General features: G+C 59.5%; 13 protein-coding genes. 10 read left to right on the forward strand and 3 right to left on the reverse strand.

What is annotated here, in order from left to right:
- Positions 1–3: 3 nt before the first annotated feature.
- From hisS to AB4P91_RS11245, 6 genes are all read left to right on the forward strand, one after another.
- Positions 4–1293, forward strand: a complete 1290-nt coding sequence (hisS, locus tag AB4P91_RS11220; RefSeq protein WP_016984369.1) for a histidine--tRNA ligase — start codon at positions 4–6, stop codon at positions 1291–1293.
- Positions 1294–1334: 41 nt separating this feature from the next.
- On the forward strand, positions 1335–1976 hold the full coding sequence (locus AB4P91_RS11225) for a YfgM family protein (protein WP_395604797.1): 642 nt from the start codon (positions 1335–1337) through the stop codon (positions 1974–1976).
- Positions 1969–3120 (forward strand): outer membrane protein assembly factor BamB, encoded by a 1152-nt coding sequence (gene bamB / locus AB4P91_RS11230; RefSeq protein WP_042560919.1) that lies wholly within the window; start codon positions 1969–1971, stop codon positions 3118–3120. The genes AB4P91_RS11225 and bamB overlap by 8 nt, the downstream gene beginning before the upstream one ends.
- A 138-nt stretch (positions 3121–3258) precedes the next feature.
- Complete coding sequence (gene der / locus AB4P91_RS11235) at positions 3259–4728, forward strand: ribosome biogenesis GTPase Der (RefSeq protein WP_395604798.1); 1470 nt, start codon at positions 3259–3261, stop codon at positions 4726–4728.
- Between the two features lie 147 nt (positions 4729–4875).
- Complete coding sequence (locus tag AB4P91_RS11240; protein ID WP_150592719.1) at positions 4876–6024, forward strand: pyridoxal phosphate-dependent aminotransferase; 1149 nt, start codon at positions 4876–4878, stop codon at positions 6022–6024.
- Positions 6012–6803: an amidohydrolase gene (locus AB4P91_RS11245; RefSeq protein ID WP_150686988.1), complete on the forward strand. Its 792-nt coding sequence runs from the start codon at positions 6012–6014 to the stop codon at positions 6801–6803. The genes AB4P91_RS11240 and AB4P91_RS11245 overlap by 13 nt, the downstream gene beginning before the upstream one ends.
- Before the next feature lie 186 nt (positions 6804–6989).
- Here AB4P91_RS11245 and leuA read toward each other — a convergent pair whose 3' ends face one another.
- The 3 genes from leuA to xseA form a co-directional block, all read right to left on the reverse strand.
- Entirely contained in the window at positions 6990–8669 is a 1680-nt protein-coding gene (gene leuA, locus AB4P91_RS11250) for a 2-isopropylmalate synthase (protein ID WP_150595764.1), read from the reverse strand.
- A gap of 459 nt (positions 8670–9128) precedes the next feature.
- On the reverse strand, positions 9129–9950 hold the full coding sequence (locus tag AB4P91_RS11255; protein ID WP_150686987.1) for a M23 family metallopeptidase: 822 nt from the start codon (positions 9948–9950) through the stop codon (positions 9129–9131).
- Positions 9951–9953: 3 nt separating this feature from the next.
- Positions 9954–11333 (reverse strand): exodeoxyribonuclease VII large subunit, encoded by a 1380-nt coding sequence (gene xseA, locus AB4P91_RS11260; RefSeq protein ID WP_395604799.1) that lies wholly within the window; start codon positions 11331–11333, stop codon positions 9954–9956.
- A gap of 331 nt (positions 11334–11664) precedes the next feature.
- Here xseA and AB4P91_RS11265 point away from each other — a divergent pair, with 331 nt between their 5' ends.
- The 4 genes from AB4P91_RS11265 (at position 11665) to guaA (ending at position 16426) form a co-directional block, all read left to right on the forward strand.
- Positions 11665–12432, forward strand: a complete 768-nt coding sequence (locus AB4P91_RS11265) for a sulfite exporter TauE/SafE family protein (protein WP_150595762.1) — start codon at positions 11665–11667, stop codon at positions 12430–12432.
- Positions 12433–12614: 182 nt separating this feature from the next.
- The gene (locus AB4P91_RS11270; protein ID WP_150592725.1) at positions 12615–13163 is read left to right on the forward strand and encodes a sugar ABC transporter ATPase; all 549 of its coding nucleotides are present in this window, start codon (positions 12615–12617) and stop codon (positions 13161–13163) included.
- A 116-nt stretch (positions 13164–13279) separates the two neighbouring features.
- Positions 13280–14749, forward strand: coding sequence for an IMP dehydrogenase (gene guaB / locus AB4P91_RS11275; protein ID WP_047302990.1), 1470 nt, complete (start codon positions 13280–13282; stop codon positions 14747–14749).
- 99 nt (positions 14750–14848) lie between these two features.
- Positions 14849–16426 carry a glutamine-hydrolyzing GMP synthase gene (gene guaA, locus AB4P91_RS11280; RefSeq protein WP_042560909.1) on the forward strand — a complete coding sequence of 526 codons (1578 nt, stop codon included), beginning with the start codon at positions 14849–14851 and terminating at the stop codon, positions 16424–16426.
- Positions 16427–16452 lie beyond the last annotated feature (26 nt).

Below are 16452 nucleotides of genomic sequence, written 5' to 3' on the forward strand. Positions count from 1 at the left end.
AAAGTGAGCAAGTCATTGCAAGCCATTCGTGGCATGAACGACATCCTGCCCGAACAGACCCCGCTGTGGCGTTATTTCGAGGGCACAGTTGCGCGTCTGCTGGATAACTACGGTTACAAGCAGATCCGCATGCCGATCGTCGAGTTCACCGAGCTGTTCAAGCGCTCGATCGGTGAAGTGACCGACATCGTCGAAAAAGAGATGTACACCTTCGAAGACCGCAACGGCGACTCCCTGACCCTGCGTCCGGAAGGCACCGCAGCGTGTGTACGTGCTGTACTTGAGCACGGCATCACGGGCGGTGGCCAGGTGCAGAAACTCTGGTACATCGGGCCGATGTTCCGTCACGAGCGTCCGCAGAAAGGCCGCTATCGCCAGTTCCACCAGATCGGTCTGGAGGTGTTCAACCTCGACGGTCCCGACATCGACGCCGAGCTGATCACCATGACCTGGCGCCTGTGGGGCGAGCTGGGCATCCGTGATGCGGTCAAGCTCGAACTCAACAGCCTCGGCACCAGCGAGTCCCGTGGTCGCTACCGTGAAGCACTGGTCGAGTATCTCTCGGCGCATCACGACAAGCTCGACGAAGACAGCCAGCGTCGCCTCAAAACCAACCCGCTGCGCGTGCTCGACACCAAAAATGCCGACACCCAGGCCGTGCTGGTCGATGCGCCGAAAATGGCCGACTACCTGGACGACGAGTCCCGTGCACACTTTGAAGGCTTGAAGGCGCGTCTGGATGCCGTCGGCATTCCGTACGTGCTCAACCCGAAGCTGGTACGCGGCCTCGATTACTACAGCAAAACCGTCTTCGAATGGGTCACCGACAAGCTCGGTGCCCAGGGCACTGTGTGCGCGGGCGGTCGTTACGACGGTCTGGTCGAGCAAATGGGCGGCAAGCCGACCACCGGCGTTGGTTTCGCCATGGGCATCGAACGTCTGGTGCTGATGCTCGAAACCCTCGAGCAGATCCCGGAAGAAATTTCCCGTCAGGTCGACGTCTACCTCTGTGCCTTCGGTGAAGAAGCCGAGCTGGCCGGTCTGGCTCTGGCCGAGCGTGTACGTGATCAGCTTCCAAACCTGCGTCTGCAAGTCAATGCCGGCGCTGGCAGCTTCAAAAGCCAGTTCAAGAAGGCCGACAAGAGCGGTGCGCTGTACGCACTGATCCTCGGTGACGACGAAATGGCCCAGCAAGTGGTAGGTTTCAAACCCCTGCGTGGCCAGGGCGAACAACAAAGCATTGCCTGGGATGCGCTTGCCGCTCACCTGGCCACCTGCGTCGTGCAGGGTTGAAGCTGTCCTAACAGCCGATTTAGCGATTAAGGAGTATTGGGGTGTCGAGTACCGAAGACGAACAGTTGGCGGATTTGAAGGACTGGTGGACACGCAACGGCAAACCTCTGGTCACCGGCGGCCTGTTGGCGCTGGTCATCGTGTTCGGCTGGCAGGCTTATCACAAATATCAGGGCAACCAGTCGCAAGGCGCCTCGGTGCTCTATCAGCAACTGCTGGAAACCACGCTGACGCCTGACGGCAAGCCTGATGCTGCCCGCGTTGCGGATCTGGCCGGCAAGCTCAAGAACGAATTCGGCGGCACTGCCTACGCGCAGTACGGCAGCCTGTTCGTGGCCAAGGTTGCAGTCGACAGCGGCAAGCTGGACGATGCCGCGACCGAACTCAAAACCGTCGTCGACAAACCGGCCAATCCGGCGCTGGGCGAAATCGCCCGTCAGCGTCTGGCGCAGGTGCTGGGCGCGCAGGACAAGGCGGATGACGCTCTGAAACTGCTCGACGGCGACGCCGACACGGCGTTCCTGGCCACTCGCGAAGAACTCAAGGGCGACCTGCTGGTGAAGCTGGGCCGTACCGACGACGCGAACAAGGCGTATCAAAAAGCCAAGGCAGCACTGTCGGATGAAGCGGCGGTCGGTGGCCTTCAAATCAAGCTCGACGACCTGGCCAAAGGGGATGCGTGACGTGATCCGTTGGAAGCATGCAGCATTGCTGGCTCTGGCCATTTTGGCCGCGGGTTGCAGCAGCAACAGCAAAAAAGAATTGCCACCGGCCGAGCTGACCGACTTCAAAGAAGAAGTGGTTCTGCAAAAGCAGTGGAGTCGTTCGATCGGTGACGGTCAGGGCGAAACCTACAACATGCTGGTACCGGCGATCGACGGCGACACCATCTACGCGGCCGATGTGACCGGCGTGGTAATGGCCATGGATCGCAGCAACGGCGACGTGAAGTGGGATCAGGATCTTGAACTGCCTGTCTCCGGCGCCGTTGGCGTGGGTTACGGTCTGGTTCTGATTGGTACGCTGCGTGGCGAAGTCGTCGCTCTGGACACCATCAACGGTGAAGAGAAGTGGCGTGCTCGCGTCAACAGCGAAGTCCTCGCGCCGCCGGCCAACAACGGCGACGTGGTCGTGGTGCAGACTCAGGACGATCGCTTGATCGGTCTGGATGCTTCTACCGGTACTCAACGCTGGGTGTATGACAGCACTCCAGCCGTGTTGACCCTGCGTGGCACCAGCGCACCGCTCGTGACCAACCGCCTCGCGGTGGCTGGCCTGTCGACCGGTAAAGTTGTCGCCCTGGATATTTCCAATGGCGTTCCGGTGTGGGAACAACGCATTGCGATCCCACAGGGTCGTTCGGAACTGGAGCGCGTGGTCGACATCGACGGCGGTCTGCTGCTGTCCGGCGGCACGCTGTACGTTGCCAGCTATCAGGGTCGCGTGGCGGCACTGGATCTGGAGAGCGGTCGTCAACTGTGGCAGCGCGATGCGTCGAGCTACGCCGGTATTGCTCAAGGTTTCGGCAGCGTGTACGTGAGCCTGTCTTCGGGCACCGTTGAAGGCGTCGACGAGCGTTCTACCACGGCTTTGTGGAGCAACGATTCGCTGGCTCGCCGCCAGCTGTCGGCTCCAGAAGTGTTCTCCAGCTATGTTGCAGTAGGTGACCTGGAAGGTTATCTGCATTTGCTGAGTCAGGTTGACGGTCGTTTCGTCGGCCGTGAGCGCATCGACAGCGACGGCCTGCGTGCCCGTCCGCTGGTGGTGGGGGACACGATTTATGTGTATGGCAACAGCGGCAAACTGGAAGCCCTGACCATCAAGTAACAACTATGCTTGGGGATAACACCCCAGGCAGCTTCACTTGTGGGAGTGAACCTGTTCACCCCGCAGTGTTGCCCCGAGCACCAGCCGCTGCCTCGCAGCGGCTTTTGTATTTTCTGAAATAACGAAGTGGAGAGCCGCATGGTTCCCGTAATCGCCCTGGTGGGCCGACCGAACGTCGGCAAGTCCACCTTGTTCAACCGCCTGACCAGGACTCGCGACGCCATCGTCGGCGACTTGTCCGGTCTGACCCGTGATCGCCAGTACGGTGAGGCCAAGTGGCAAGGGCGTTCCTACATTCTGGTCGACACCGGTGGTATCTCCGGTGACGAGCACGGTATGGACGAAAAAATGGCCGAGCAGTCGCTGCTGGCCATTGAAGAAGCAGATGTTGTGCTGTTCCTGGTAGATGCCAAGGCCGGTTTCACCGCCGCCGACCAGATGATCGCCGAACACCTGCGCAAACGTAACAAGTGTTCCTACGTGGTTGCCAACAAGGTCGACAACATCGACCCGGAAATGGCCCGCGCTGAATTTGCTCCGTTGGGCATGGGCCACGCGATTCCTATCGCCGGTGCTCACGGCCGTGGCATCACTCAGATGCTGGAAATCGCCCTGGGCGAATTCCCGAGAGACGAAGAAGAGCCGGAAGACGGCGAAGAAGAAGCCGTTGCCGAAGGCGAGGAAGCCAAGCGCATTCCTGGCCCGAGCGAAAAAGACGGCATCAAAATCGCCATCATCGGTCGTCCGAACGTTGGCAAGTCGACGCTGGTTAACCGCATGCTCGGTGAAGACCGGGTCATCGTTTATGACCAGCCCGGCACCACCCGCGACAGTATCTACATCCCGTTCGAACGGAATGAAGAGAAGTACACGCTGATCGACACCGCCGGTGTGCGCAAGCGCGGCAAGATTCACGAGGAAGTCGAAAAATTCTCCGTGGTCAAAACCCTGCAGGCGATCAAAGACGCCAACGTGGTGATCTTCGTGATGGACGCCCGCGAAGGTGTGGTCGATCACGACCTCAACCTGCTGGGCTTCGCCATCGAGTCGGGGCGTGCGCTGGTGATCGCGATCAACAAGTGGGACGGCATGACGCCGAGCGAGCGGGACTTCGTGAAGGTCGAACTTCAGCGTCGCCTGTTCTTCGTTGACTACGCCGACATCCACTTCATCTCGGCACTGCACGGCACTGGCGTGGGCAACCTCTACGCTTCCGTACAGAACTCGTTCAAGTCGGCGGTCACCCGCTGGCCAACCAACCGTCTGACCCAGATTCTGGAAGACGCGGTTGGCGAACACGCGCCACCGATGGTCAACAACCGCCGGATCAAGCTGCGTTACGCCCACTTGGGTGGTGCGAACCCGCCGATCATCGTGATCCACGGTAACCAGATCGAGAAAGTGCCGAAGTCGTACGTGCGCTATCTGGAAAACACTTACCGCCGTGTGCTGAAGCTGGTCGGTACGCCGATCCGCATCGAGTTCAAGGGCGGCGAAAACCCATACGAAGGCAACAAAAACACGCTGACTGACCGCCAGGTCAACAGGAAGCGTCGGATGATGTCGCACACCAAGAAAGCCGACAAGAAACGCCGCGACAAAAAATAAACAAGCAGCTGCTGGTTTTTTAGCTGCAAGCTTCAAGTAAAAGCAAAAAGGGCTCTTTTCAGAGCCCTTTTTTGTGTCCGACAGTTTGCTGCTTGAAACTTGCGGCGTGCAGCTTGAAACTTGCAGCTCACCTGCAAGGGGCTACCGATGATCACCAGTAAGCTGCCGAATGTCGGCATCACGATTTTCACTCAGATGTCTCAGCTCGCGGCGCAGACCGGCGCCATCAACCTGTCCCAGGGTTTTCCTGATTTCGACGGCCCGCAGTCTCTGCGCGATGCGGTTGGTCGGCACATTGCCAGTGGGCATAACCAGTATTCGCCGATGACCGGCCTGCCAGCACTGCGCGAGCAGATCGCGGCGAAGATCGCCCGCAGCTATGGCGTGAAGGTGGATGCCGAACATGAAGTGACCGTGACGCCCGGCGCCACCCAGGCGATCTTCTGTGCGATTCAGGCAGTTATCCACAGCGGTGACGAAGTCATCGTGTTTGACCCGTGCTACGACAGCTACGACCCCGCAACGCAATTGGCTGGCGGTCGCTGCGTGCATGTGCAACTGAGCCCCGACGATTTCTCCATCGATTTCGACAAGCTTGCCGCCGCCCTGAGCCCGCGCACGCGCATGATCGTCCTCAACACCCCGCATAACCCCAGCGGTGCGCTGATCAGCCGTGCCGAACTGGATCAATTGGCGGCACTGATCCGCGATCGCGACATCTATCTGATCAGCGACGAAGTCTACGAGCACCTGGTGTTTGACGGCGTGCCGCATGTCAGCGTGCTGGGTCATGAAGAACTGTATCAGCGCGCCTTCGTCATCAGTTCGTTCGGCAAGACGTACCACGTTACTGGCTGGAAAACCGGTTATGTCGTCGCACCGCCAGCCCTGACGGCTGAACTGCGTAAAGTGCATCAGTACGTGAGTTTCTGCGGTGTCACGCCGCTGCAATACGCCTTGGCCGATTACATGGCCGAGCATCCGGAGCATGTCGAGGAGTTGCCGGGGTTCTATCAGACCAAGCGCGATCTGTTCTGTGATTTACTGGCACCGTCGCGTTTCACCTTTAACAGGGTTGCCGGCACCTATTTTCAGCTGGTCGATTACTCGCAGATTCGTCCTGACCTGAACGACGTCGAGATGGCCCTGTGGATGACCCGCGAGCACGGCGTGGCGAGTATTCCGATCTCGGTGTTCTACCAGAGCCCACCTGAAGGCCAGCGCCTCGTGCGCCTGTGCTTTGCCAAACGCGAGGAGACGCTGCGTGAAGCGGCGGCAAAACTATGCGTGATCTGAGTGCATTACCTGACCTTAATCTGGCGCTGATCCAGACCAGCCTGGCGTGGCACGACCGCCAGGCCAACTTCGAACATTTCGAGGTGTTGCTGGAACAGGCGCGTGGGGCGGATTTGATCATCCTGCCGGAGATGTTCACCACTGGCTTCTCCATGGAGTCGGAAACCCTCGCCGAAGCCGAGAATGGTCCGACCAGCAAATGGCTGCGGCTTCAGGCCGCCAGGCTCGATGCGGTCATTACCGGCAGCGTGATTATTCAAGCGGCCGACGGTAGCCATCGCAATCGCCTGTTGTGGGCGCGGCCGGACGGTGAAGTGCTGCATTACGACAAGCGTCACCTGTTCCGCATGGCCGGCGAACACAACCACTACACACCCGGCGAGCGGCAGGTGCAGTTCGAACTCAAGGGTTGGCGAATTCGTCCGCTGATTTGCTACGACTTGCGTTTCCCGGTGTGGAGCCGTGATGCGCAGGACACCGATCTGCTGTTGTACACCGCCAACTGGCCGGGTGCGCGGCGGCTGCACTGGAATCGGTTGTTGCCGGCGCGCGCCATCGAAAACCTCTGTTACGTGGCAGCGGTGAATCGCGTTGGCACCGATGGCAAAGGCTTTGCCTACACCGGCGACAGCCAAGTGCTGGATTTCCAGGGCGAGACTTTGCTGGCGGCGGGGGAGGCGGACGGGGTGTTCAAGGCAGTGCTGGAAGCGGCGCCACTGGCGGCTTATCGCGAGCGATTTCCGGCAAATCTGGATGCCGACACCTTCGAATTCACCTGAGGTTTGCGGTGCCTGACAGGCTGCCTTCGCGAGCAAGCTCGCTCCCACATTGGACCGTGTACAACACAAATCCCTTGTGGGAGCGAGCTTGCTCGCGAAGGGGTCATTGAATTCAGCACAAAACCATCAGGCAAAAAAAGGCCCCGGAGCTTTCACTTCGGGGCCTTTTTGCATGTCAGCGGTGGATTAAGCCGCTTTCGCTTCCGGCTGGCTCAACGAGCGATTCAACGCACTGAACAGTGCCTTGAAGCTGGCAGTGGTGATGTTTTCATCGATACCCACGCCGTGCACCGCTCGTTCGCCGTTCACGCGCAGCTCAATGTAAGCCGCCGCTTTGGCGTTGGTGCCTGCGCCAATCGCGTGTTCGTTGTAGTCCATGATCTCCACCGGAATCGGCAAGCCGGCCACCAGTGCTTCCAGCGCACCGTTGCCCTTGCCGCGCCAATGCAGGTTGGTTTCGCCCTGACCCTTGCTCGCCACTTCAACTTCGACGGCGCTGTTGCCGTTTTCTTCCTGCAGGCGATGGCTGACCAGCGCGTAAGGGGTGTTGGCTTGCAGGTACTCGCTGATCAACAACGAGTGGATCTGCTTGGCTGTCATCTCAAGGCCCAGGCGATCGGTTTCACGCTGCACGACCTGGCTGAATTCGATCTGCATGCGACGCGGCAGGCTGATGCCGTATTCCTGCTCCAGCAAGTACGCAATGCCACCCTTGCCCGACTGGCTGTTGACGCGAATCACCGCCTCGTAGCTGCGGCCAATATCGGCCGGGTCGATCGGCAAGTACGGCACTTCCCACAGGGCATCGGGTTTCTGCTGGGAGAAGCCCTTGCGGATGGCGTCCTGGTGGGAACCGGAGAATGCGGTGTGGACCAGATCGCCCACGTACGGGTGACGTGGGTGAACCTGAATCTGGTTGCACTCTTCAACGACTTTGCGCACGCCGTCGATGTCGGAGAAGTCCAGCTGAGGATCGAGACCCTGGGTGTACATGTTCAGTGCGACGGTAACGAGATCGACGTTGCCGGTACGCTCGCCGTTGCCGAACAGGCAGCCTTCGACGCGATCGGCGCCGGCCATCAGGCCCAGCTCGGTGGCGGCCACGCCGGTGCCACGGTCGTTGTGGGTGTGCAGGCTGATGATCACGCTGTCACGACGGTTGATGTTGCGACTGAACCATTCGATCTGGTCGGCATAGATGTTCGGCGTCGCGCACTCAACAGTGGCCGGCAAGTTGAGGATCATCTTGTGCTCAGGCGACGGGTTCCAGACCTCGATCACTGCATCACAGACTTCCTTGGCAAACTCCAGTTCGGTGGCGCTGAAGGTTTCCGGCGAGTATTCGAAAGTCCACTCGGTGTCCGGTTGCAGGGCGGCGTACTTGACGAACAGCTTGGCCGCGTTGACGGCGATGGCCTTGATGCCGTCCTTGTCCTGGTTGAAGACGATGCGACGGAAAGAAGGCGAAGTAGCGTTGTACAGGTGAACGATGGCTTTCTTCGCGCCGCGCAAGGATTCGAACGTGCGCTCGATCAGGTCTTCACGGCCCTGGGTCAGCACCTGGATGGTGGTGTCGTCCGGGATGTGGCCTTCTTCAATCAGGGTGCGCACGAAGTCAAAGTCGGTTTGCGAAGCCGCCGGGAACGAGGCTTCGATTTCCTTCACGCCCACTTGCACGAGGGTTTTCCAGAAGCGCAGTTTTTTCACCGCGTCCATCGGTTCGATCAGCGACTGGTTGCCGTCACGCAGGTCGGAGCTGCACCAGATCGGCGCGGTGTCGATGGTTTTCGACGGCCAGGTGCGATCAGGCAAATTGATGACGGGGAACGCGCGGTATTTCGAGGACGGATCTTTGAGCATGCTCATCGGGAAATTCCTTATTGTCTGGGCCGAAAAGAGGCGGCCTGCCGGTACAACGAATGTGTTGGGAAAAGCGTAGGACGAGGCGCCGCGATTCAGCCTGGCAGTCGTGCGCTGACGAGGCACAGGCTGCTGTGCTGGCGAAGCTGAATAAGGGTATGAGAGGTTTTCATGCCCTCAACCCTAACCGCGAGGACAGAGGTTGGCAAGCGGTCGAAAAAAATTGAGAGGAATCCTCGAAAAGCGGGGTTTTGCGCGATTTTATTGTGTGAATACCGTCGGATGTTTCTACTGTTTGCGCAAGGTGGAAGGGAGGCGCAATCCAGAGTTTTGCGTGGCAACGAGGCCGCTTTCGCGAGCAAGCTCGCTCCCACAGGGATCAACGGTGTACAAACAATTTGTAGTCACACCCATCAATGTGGGAGCGAGCTTGCTCGCGAAGAGGCCGGATGCCTCAATCAAGATTCAGGGCTGGAACGCACCAATGAAAATCGCCGGATCCACTCGCGCATCATTCAGGCTGATGTTCCAGTGCATATGCGGCCCGGTCGCCCGGCCAGTCGAGCCGACCTTGCCAACCACTGCCCCGCGAGCCAGCTGATCGCCAACCTTCACATCGATTTTCGACATATGGCAGAACATGCTGATAAAGCCCTGACCATGATCGACAAACACTGTATTGCCATTGAAAAAGTAATTGCCGGTCAGGATCACTTTGCCCCCCGCCGGGGTCTTGATCGGCGTGCCGGCCGGTACGGCGAAGTCGAGGCCGGCGTGAGGATTGCGTTCTTCACCGTTGAAGAACCGGCGCACGCCGAACTTGCTCGATAACGGTCCGTTGACCGGTTTGTCCAGCAGCAGATTGCTTGGGATGTTTGGGCTGAAGCTGCGATAAGCCTTGATCTGCTCGGCCAACTCGCCCTCGATGCGCTTGAGGTTGGCCGGGTTCGGGTTGACCTGCTGGGTGTTCTTCAGGGTAATGCGCTGTTCCGGGTATTTTTTGTTGCCAACGGTGAACGGCAAGGTTCGACCACCACTGCTGATCTGCTGTCCGCCAGGCTTGACCGTCAACGGCACACCGACAATCGCCAGCCAGTTGTTCTGCTCTTTCACCACCAGCACTGGTTTGCCCTGATACGTGGCTTTCGGCGCCTGAGCGGCAGCGCCAAGATCAACCACGGCCACGCCGCCGGGCACCGGTTTGTTCAGCAGCCGGGTGATGTAACTGTCGGCGTGGGCGTTGAAGGTCAGGCACAGCAAAAACAATGGAGCCAGAAAACGCGACATGGATCAGTCCAGTAAAGAAAGGGTGACGGGCGTCAGGTGATTGTCCTCGACGCGCACTTGCAGTTCGCCTTCGCCGAGTTTGGCTTTCAGGCGCTGGCCGGTGTGTGTCTGCGCGGCGTTGCGAATCGCGTTGCCGCGCTCGTCGAGCAAAATGCTGTAACCGCGGCCGAGGGTTGCCAGCGGGCTGACCACATGCAGCGTCTGCATCTGACTTTGCAATTGCAGTCGACGGTTTTTCAGACCTTCGCGCATGGCCCGGGGCAGACGTTCGGCGAGGCTGTCGAGGCGCTGGCGCAACATCGCCAGCTGCCGTCCCGGATGTTGTCCGGCGAGGCGGGTTTCCAGACGGATCAGGCGTTCGCGGCGGGTATTGAGCTGGCGCTCGAAAGCCCGGCGCATGCGCATATCCAGATCATCCAGGCGCTGAGCCTGCTGGCGCAGACGCTCACCGGGATGACGCAAACGACGAGCCATGCCTTCCAGACGCAGACGATCGCGCATCAAGCGGTCGCGCATACGCATCACCAAACGACGATGCAGGCTTTCGACCTGACGGATCAGATGACTGGAGTCGGGGGCGAGCAACTCGGCGGCAGCGGAAGGCGTTGGCGCACGCACGTCGGCGACAAAGTCACTGATCGATACATCGGTTTCATGGCCGACGGCGCTGACGATTGGCGTCACACAGGCATCGACCGCACGGGCCACGGCTTCTTCGTTAAAGCACCAGAGGTCCTCCAGCGATCCACCGCCACGGGCGAGGATCAAGGCATCAAAACCGCGCGCGTCCGCCAGTTTCAAGGCGCGGACGATTTGCGCGGTGGCTTCGCGACCCTGTACGGCGGTGGGAATCAACGTCAGCTGTACCTGTGGCGCCCGGCGTCGGAACACGCTGATGATGTCTCGGATCACCGCACCGGTCGGCGAGCTGATGATGCCGATGCGCTGTGGATGCGCCGGCAGCGGCACTTTGCGTTCGGCGCTGAACAGACCTTCGGCGCTGAGCTTTTCCTTCAGCGCGTCGAAGGCCAGGCGCAACGCACCGTCACCGGCCGGTTCCACGGTGTCGAGTATCAATTGATAGTCGCCACGGCCCTCGAACAGCGAGACCTTGCCGCGCACCTTCACCGCCAAACCGTCCTTCAACGCCTGACGCACCCGAGCGGCGTTCTGACGAAACAGTGCGCAGCGCACCTGAGCACCGTTGTCCTTGAGGGTGAAATAGATGTGGCCGGACGCCGGACGGGCGAGGTTGGAGATTTCGCCCTCGACCCAGATGTTACTGAACACGTCTTCAAGCAACACCCGCGCGCGGCCGTTGAGCTGGCTGACGGTCAGGACTTCACGGTCCAGGCCAAGTCTTGCAAAAGGATCTTTAATCATGGGGCGCAGTTTAAAGGCATTCCCCCAATCAATGCACGATCCCGTGCAGGAGCCTTCGGCAGCTCCTTCAGGAGTTGGAGTCAGTCGGGATCAGGGGCGGTGTGGGATCGAAATGAATGCTTCGTCCTTCAGTTGTGTCAGGTCGAGGTATTGAAGGTCGCCAATCGGTGAACTGCCGGCACGCCCAGGCGATTTCGACGAACTAACGCAGTTGACGGGGGGGGGCAGCACGAGTCATGCCTTTTCGAGATGGGTGGTGGGCTTTGAAGATATTAGTCGCAACACACCGCAATGGCTAAAGTCATCACGGGCTTAAAAAGGAAGCAAGTCGATGAGTGTGGCTGGATGGTTGAGTGAGTGGTCGTGGGGTCTGCAAGGGTGGGCGGTTATTGGGCTGAGCATTGTGCTGGCCTATATCGTGTTCGGCATTGCCGGATTTGGTACGGCACTGGTGGCGGGGCCGATTCTGATTCTGTTCATGCCGCTGTCGAAGATCGTGCCGTTGCTGGTGTTGCTGGATTTTGTCGCAGCGTTTGGCAATCTGCTGCCGTCGCGCCGGGATGTGGCTAAAACCGAGTTGTTTCGGCTGCTGCCGTGCATGGCGGTGGGCTGTACGCTGGGGGTGATATTTCTGCTCAACCTAAAATCGGATCTGTTGTTGCTGTTGATGGGGCTTTTCATCACCGCCTATGCCGTTTACAGCTTGTGGGTCAGAACGCGGCCCACGCAGTTGTCCGCCGGGTGGGCGCTGCCGATGGGCACGGTGGGTGGGTTGTTCGGGGCGTTGTTTGGCAGTGGCGGCTTTCTATATGCGATCTATCTCAATAGTCGTCTGCCGAAAGAGGCCGCGCGGGCGACGCAAAGTGCACTGATCAGTTGCAGCACGGTGGTGCGTTTGAGCCTGTTCGCCATCGCAGGTGTGTATGCCGAGCTACCCTTGTTGATGCTGGCGCTGTGTTTGTTGCCGGCCATGGCATTGGGATTGTGGGCTGGTCGGCGGCTGACGATGCGTTTGTCCCGCGAGGCATTTGTGCGACTGGTGATGTGGCTGGTGCTGGCAAGCGGGATTGCGTTGATCGTGCGCTACTTCAGCACTTGACCGGATTTCGTCAGGGATTAAGCTGCCGGCCGCACTGACGCCATCGCGGGCAAGCCGCTCCCACAGTAATTTGAGTCGATCACAATGTTTGTATTCGCCTCAGACCCTGTGGGAGTGGGTTTGCCCGCGATGGCGGTGGCGTGAGCACCGCAGAACTTCCATTTGACGTCGCAGGCTGCATCATGAATTCGCAAAGCATCATCGTCCCGAAAATTTCCACCCTGCCGGTGCACGAGCCCCGGGCGCGGGCGATCGTGCGCTGGCTGGTGCGCAAGAACATCGTCAAGGAAGAGCTGAGTACCTGCGGGCGCACCGGCAACCGCATGGCCTACGCGATCGCTGATGGCGCCCGCGCGGTGGTGCTGCACCCTGAGGCGCTGCCATTCGGCGAGCCGGTCAATGGCCTGGAAATCGTCACCAAGCGCTGCATCTTCACCCCGGCCAAAGGTTTTCTTGAAGAAGCAGGTTGCGCCGAATGTCGCCGGGAAATCGGCGAAGCGCTGTTCGATAGCCTTGAGGAATGGATGCCGGCACGCACCGACAACTTCACCTGCCCAGAATGCGGCCACGAAGACGACATCAATGGCTTTCTGTTCTTGCAGGAGTGCGCGTTCTCCAACCTCGGGTTCATCTTCAACAACTGGCTGGAAGCGGGTTTCAAACAGAGCTTTATCGACGAATTTGCCGATTGGCTCGATCAACCTGTCTCTTGGGTCAAGGTGGAGCTGTAGCAGCCGTCGTTCCCGTATATCAGCAACATTTATATAAGGCTGAGTTTTACATTGAACAGCAGGGGGTGTCTGACTATAATGGCGCGCTTCCATTTTCCCGCTCGGGAGCCCCCGCGATGCTGCGTATCAGCCAAGAAGCTCTGACCTTCGACGACATTCTTTTAGTACCTGGTTATTCCGAGGTGCTTCCTAACGAAGTCAGTCTCAAGACCCGTCTTACCCGTGGCATCGAACTGAACATTCCTCTGGTTTCTGCCGCCATGGACACCGTTACTGAAGCCCGTCTGGCAATCGCCATGGCTCAGGAAGGTGGCATCGGCATTATCCACAAGAACATGACCATCGAGCAGCAAGCTGCCGAAGTGCGCAAGGTCAAGAAGTTCGAAGCCGGTGTGGTCAAGGATCCGATTACCATCGAGGCTGACGCCACGGTGCGTGACCTGTTCGAACTGACCCGCATGCACAATATCTCCGGCGTTCCGGTCCTGCACGATGGCGACCTGGTCGGCATCGTCACCTCCCGCGACGTGCGTTTCGAAAGCCGTCTGGAAGCCACCGTCCGTGAAGTGATGACGCCCAAAGAGCGTCTGGTCACGATCAAGGAAGGCGCCAGCAAGGACGAAGCACGCGAACTGCTGCACAAGCACCGCATCGAGCGCGTGTTGATCGTCGACGACAAATTCGCCCTCAAAGGCATGATGACCGTCAACGACATCGAAAAAGCCAAAGCCTACCCGCTGGCCAGCAAGGACGATCAAGGTCGTCTGCGCGTGGGTGCTGCCGTCGGTACCGGTAAAGACACCGGTGACCGCGTCGCTGCACTGGTTCATGCCGGTGTGGACGTGGTGGTGGTCGACACCGCTCACGGCCACTCCAAAGGTGTGATCGACCGTGTTCGCTGGGTCAAACAGAATTTCCCTGACGTGCAGGTGATCGGCGGCAACATCGCCACCGGCGCCGCCGCCAAGGCCCTGGCCGAAGCGGGCGCCGATGCGGTCAAGGTCGGTATCGGCCCTGGCTCGATCTGCACTACCCGCATCGTCGCCGGTGTCGGCGTTCCGCAAATCAGTGCCATCGCCAACGTCGCCGCTGCCCTTGAAGGCACAGGCGTGCCGTTGATCGCCGACGGCGGCATCCGTTTCTCCGGTGACCTTTCCAAGGCCATCGTTGCCGGTGCTTCCTGCGTGATGATGGGCTCGATGTTCGCCGGTACTGAAGAAGCGCCGGGCGAGATCGAACTGTTCCAGGGCCGTTCGTACAAGGCTTATCGCGGCATGGGTTCGCTGGGCGCCATGTCCCAGGCTCAAGGTTCCTCCGACCGTTACTTCCAGGACTCCTCGGCAGGCGCCGAGAAACTCGTTCCGGAAGGCATCGAAGGCCGTGTGCCGTACAAAGGCACCCTGAGCGCGATCATTCACCAGTTGATGGGCGGTCTGCGTTCCTCGATGGGTTACACCGGCAGCGCCGACATCGAAGAAATGCGCACCAAGCCCGAGTTCGTGCGGATCACCGGCGCCGGCATGGCCGAATCCCACGTTCACGACGTGCAGATCACCAAAGAAGCGCCAAACTACCGCGTAGGTTGAGCCTTCAAGCAAATCGTTAAGCAACCGGGGCTGTGTTATTCAGCCCCGAGTTGTTTCTGAATCACGACTGTTTCTGAATTACTTAGACGAGACTGAATCATGGCCCTCGACATTCACGCTCACCGCATCCTGATCCTCGACTTCGGTTCGCAATACACGCAACTGATCGCCCGCCGCGTGCGCGAGATCGGTGTTTACTGCGAACTGCACCCGTTCGACATGGACGAAGATGCGATCCGCGAATTCGCACCTAAAGGCGTCATCCTCGCCGGCGGCCCGGAGTCCGTGCACGAAGCCAACAGCCCGCGCTGCCCGCAAGCCGTGTTTGACCTCGGCGTGCCGGTCTTCGGTATCTGCTACGGCATGCAGACCATGGCTGAGCAACTGGGCGGCAAGGTTGAAGGTTCCGAGCTGCGTGAGTTCGGTTACGCCCGCGTTGACGTGGTCGGCAAGAGCCGTCTGCTCGACGGCATCGAAGACCACATCGACGCCGACGGCCTGTTCGGCCTCGACGTATGGATGAGCCACGGTGACAAGGTCACCAAGATGCCGGAAGACTTCCACATTCTGGCCAGCACCCCAAGCTGCCCGATCGCTGGCATGTTCAACGACGATCGCGGCTACTACGGCGTGCAGTTCCACCCGGAAGTGACCCATACCAAACAGGGCGGCCGCATCCTGTCGCGCTTCATCCTCGACATCTGCGGCTGCGAAGCACTATGGACGCCGTCGAAGATTGCCGAAGACGCCATTGCCAACATCCGCGCACAGGTCGGTACCGACAACGTGTTGCTGGGTCTGTCCGGCGGCGTTGACTCCTCGGTGGTTGCCGCGCTGCTGCACAAAGCCATCGGCGACCAGCTGACTTGCGTCTTCGTCGACAACGGTCTGCTGCGTCTGCACGAAGGCGAGCAAGTGATGGCCATGTTCGCCGAGAACATGGGCGTCAAGGTGATCCGCGCCAACGCTGAAGAGCAGTTCCTGAACAATCTGGCCGGCGAAGCCGACCCAGAGAAGAAGCGCAAGATCATCGGTCGTACCTTCATCGACGTCTTTGATGCCCAGTCGAACAAACTGGACAACATCAAGTACCTCGCTCAGGGCACCATCTACCCGGACGTGATCGAGTCGGCTGGCGCCAAAAGCGGCAAGGCTCACGTGATCAAGTCGCACCACAACGTGGGCGGCCTGCCGGAAGAGATGAACCTGAAACTGGTCGAGCCACTGCGCGAACTGTTCAAGGACGAAGTCCGTCGTCTGGGTCTGGAACTGGGCCTGCCGTACGACATGGTCTACCGTCACCCGTTCCCGGGACCGGGCCTGGGCGTGCGCATCCTCGGTGAAGTGAAAAAGGAATACGCCGACCTGCTGCGTCGTGCCGACCACATCTTCATCGAAGAATTGCGCAAAGCCGACTGGTACCACAAAGTCAGCCAGGCGTTCGTGGTGTTCCAACCGGTGAAATCGGTTGGCGTGGTTGGCGATGGCCGTCGTTACGCCTGGGTCGTTGCCCTGCGTGCCGTAGAGACCATCGACTTCATGACCGCACGTTGGGCGCACCTGCCTTACGAACTGCTGGAAACTGTCAGCGGCCGCATCATCAATGAAATCGAAGGCATTTCGCGCGTCACTTACGACGTGTCGAGCAAGCCGCCGGCGACCATTGAGTGGGAATGATCCCGCTGCACTTGAATGCCTGCATC

The organism is Pseudomonas sp. B21128 (assembly GCF_044218865.1).
GTDB lineage: Bacteria > Pseudomonadota > Gammaproteobacteria > Pseudomonadales > Pseudomonadaceae > Aquipseudomonas > Aquipseudomonas iridis.

What these genes read in the sequence shown, in the direction of transcription:
- bamB (WP_042560919.1), top strand. Translation starts at nt 1,969, where the DNA reads ATGCGTGACGTGATCCGTTGGAAGCATGCAGCATTGCTGGCTCTGGCC.
- der (WP_395604798.1), top strand. Translation starts at nt 3,259, where the DNA reads ATGGTTCCCGTAATCGCCCTGGTGGGCCGACCGAACGTCGGCAAGTCC.
- AB4P91_RS11240 (WP_150592719.1), top strand. Translation starts at nt 4,876, where the DNA reads ATGATCACCAGTAAGCTGCCGAATGTCGGCATCACGATTTTCACTCAG.
- AB4P91_RS11245 (WP_150686988.1), top strand. Translation starts at nt 6,012, where the DNA reads ATGCGTGATCTGAGTGCATTACCTGACCTTAATCTGGCGCTGATCCAG.
- leuA (WP_150595764.1), bottom strand. Translation starts at nt 8,669, where the DNA reads ATGAGCATGCTCAAAGATCCGTCCTCGAAATACCGCGCGTTCCCCGTC.
- AB4P91_RS11255 (WP_150686987.1), bottom strand. Translation starts at nt 9,950, where the DNA reads ATGTCGCGTTTTCTGGCTCCATTGTTTTTGCTGTGCCTGACCTTCAAC.
- xseA (WP_395604799.1), bottom strand. Translation starts at nt 11,333, where the DNA reads ATGATTAAAGATCCTTTTGCAAGACTTGGCCTGGACCGTGAAGTCCTG.
- AB4P91_RS11265 (WP_150595762.1), top strand. Translation starts at nt 11,665, where the DNA reads ATGAGTGTGGCTGGATGGTTGAGTGAGTGGTCGTGGGGTCTGCAAGGG.
- AB4P91_RS11270 (WP_150592725.1), top strand. Translation starts at nt 12,615, where the DNA reads ATGAATTCGCAAAGCATCATCGTCCCGAAAATTTCCACCCTGCCGGTG.
- guaB (WP_047302990.1), top strand. Translation starts at nt 13,280, where the DNA reads ATGCTGCGTATCAGCCAAGAAGCTCTGACCTTCGACGACATTCTTTTA.
- guaA (WP_042560909.1), top strand. Translation starts at nt 14,849, where the DNA reads ATGGCCCTCGACATTCACGCTCACCGCATCCTGATCCTCGACTTCGGT.